Annotated in this window: 2 protein-coding genes; one reads left to right on the plus strand and one right to left on the minus strand. The window is 67.2% G+C overall.

All coding sequences use genetic code 11. The features are described from left to right. Positions 1-1,008 (plus strand): DUF3500 domain-containing protein (locus Y706_RS25120; RefSeq protein ID WP_052355073.1); only part of this gene is annotated, 1,008 nt, incomplete at its 5' end. A 114-nt stretch (positions 1,009-1,122) separates the two neighbouring features. Here the strand turns inward: Y706_RS25120 and Y706_RS0111930 are convergent. After that, the gene (locus tag Y706_RS0111930) at positions 1,123-2,190 is read right to left on the minus strand and encodes a quercetin 2,3-dioxygenase (RefSeq protein ID WP_028276772.1); all 1,068 of its coding nucleotides are present in this window, start codon (positions 2,188-2,190) and stop codon (positions 1,123-1,125) included. Positions 2,191-2,349 lie beyond the last annotated feature (159 nt).

Raw genomic sequence — 2,349 nt, forward strand, 5'->3', positions numbered from 1 at the left:
CGCGCCGCCATGACGGCCGCCGCCCGGGACCTGCTGGCACGACTCACGCCGGCCCAGGCCGAACAGCTCCGCTACGGGGTGGACGCGCACGAATGGCAGGGCTGGGCCAACCCGGAATTCCTGCAACATGACACGGGCCTGCGCCTGGACGAGCTGGACCCGGACGTGCGCGAACAGATCCTGGCCGTCGTGGCGGCGAGCCTGAGTCCGGCCGGCTACGGGCTGGTCCGTAACCTGATGCGGATCAATGGATTCCTGGGCGACCTGGTGGAGCTGCCGGAGCTGATGAACGAGTTCAGCTACAACTTCGCCCTCTACGGTGACCCGTCGGAGTCGGCCCCGTGGGGCTGGCAACTCTTCGGCCACCACGTGGCGCTCAACGTCCTGGTGGCCGGGACCCAGCTGGTGGTCTCGCCGGTATTCCTCGGCGCCGAACCGGACGTCATCGACGCCGGCCCGCACCAGGGCGTGGCCGTTTTCAAGGAGCGGATCGCACTGGCGCGGCGCCTCATGCAAGCCCTGCCCGGGCCGCTGCGGGACGAGGCCACGCTTTTCGAGGACATGCAGGACCCGGCCATGCCGGAGGGCAGGCTGCACCCCGGGGACGAACGTCACCTGGCCGGCTGCTTCCAGGACAACCGCGTGATTCCCTACGAGGGAATCCCGGTCAGCGCGATGCCCGCCGCGGCACGCGCGATCCTGGACCAGCTCGTGGCAGACTTCATCGCGTTCCTCCCCGACGGGCCGCGGACCGTCCGCCTGCGGGAAATCGCGGCCCACTGGGACGAAACCTGGTTTTGCTGGATCGGCGGATGGGAGGCGCAGGACGCCTTCTACTTCCGATTGCAAAGCCCCGTGCTGGTCATGGAACTGGACCACCACACAGGCGTCTTCCTCAGCAATGACACACCGGCCCCGTTCCACATGCACACGGTGCTGCGCACCCCGAACGGCAACGACTACGGGCGCGAGCTGGTGCGCCAGGCTCTGCACGGACACGCGTCATGAACCGCTGACAAGCCGTCCACCGACGCGAATGGCCCGAACCCTCCGCGGGGTTCCGGGCCATTCGTGTGGGACCTGCAGCCGGACCGGAAAACCGGGCCAGATGCCCAGATCCGCCTAGATGTCCAGCGCAGCCCTGCGCTGCGGCGGGGGACCCACCACGGTCAGGTCCATCTCGGCCTGGGCCCGGCCGAAGCCCTCCACGTCCATGTAGGGCTCGCCGCCCTCGGTGTACATGTAGTCCTCCGTGGGCTTGTTGAAGTACTCGAAGAAGCCGTTGAAGACCGAAGGCGTCAGGAACCCGACCATCTGGGTGTTGTGGGAATCGAAGGCGAAGGAGTGGATGGTCCCGGCCGGGGCGTGGAGGAAGTCGCCCTTGGTGAGCAGCACTTCGCGGCCGTTGGCGTAGATCCACATCCGGCCCTCGGTGCAGAGGAAGTTTTCCGTGTGCTGCTCGTGGAAGTGCAGCGGAATGTAGGGGGACTTAGCGCCCTTGGTGTGGACGGCGAAGTAGTTCGCTCCCGTGTTCGCCGGCCGGGACAGGTACGTGAACATGGTCTGGTAGCTGACCATCCGCTCGCCCTCGCCCGCACTGAGGAAGTACGGGCTCTGAGCCGCCGGCAGCCCGGCGTCCTGCCGGAAAGACGGTGCCACCCGTTCGACGTCGGGGAACGTGATGCCGAATTCGGCGCCCACCGCCGCGCACTCCTGCAGGCTGGGCTTCCGGCCCGGGGTGACAGGCGGGACGTGCGAATCGATGGGTGTGCCGACGCGTTCGTAGTAGGCCTCGGCGCCGCCCGGTGTCATCCAGTTCAGGAACCGGGTGTAGTGGCTTGCCATCCGGTACGCGTGCGGGGTTCCCGGCGGGATCACCACGGAATCCCCGGGAGTCAGGATGCGGCTTTCGCCCGGCAGCCAGACGTGCAGGATGCCGTCGAAGACGTACAGCGTTTTGTGTTCCACCGCGTGGCTCACAAACGGTGATTCGGCCCCCATGCCGCCGGAGATGTAGGCGGCGCTAAAAATGCCGCCAGTGTCTGCCGCCCGGGCGATCACCGTGACCAGCTGGCCGTCGATCTCATAGCGGGCGCCTTCGCCCGACGCCATGTAGTACGGGACGGCGTCGCCCGGCAGCACATTCGCCAACGGGAGCTCTTTGTTCATTTCCTCAACGCTGAGGGACATCGCATCCTTCTTTCCTGTCTGTGGAGCGCGGGCTGCCCCCAAGACTGCCCCTGATTCTCCGCCGCGGCGACCTCCATTTCCAATGGATGAAACACTTCTGCCCGTCGCTCCGGGCTGTTGGGCGCCGGGAAGCCGTCGGTGGCGGCCGGCGGGCGGTCA

Origin of the sequence: Arthrobacter sp. I3 (assembly GCF_000520575.1) — a bacterium.
In the GTDB taxonomy this organism is placed as follows: Bacteria; Actinomycetota; Actinomycetes; order Actinomycetales; family Micrococcaceae; genus Arthrobacter; species Arthrobacter humicola_A.

Excerpts from the sequence above, each read along its gene's own strand:
- Y706_RS0111930 (WP_028276772.1), bottom strand. The coding sequence starts at position 2,190 with ATGTCCCTCAGCGTTGAGGAAATGAACAAAGAGCTCCCGTTGGCGAAT.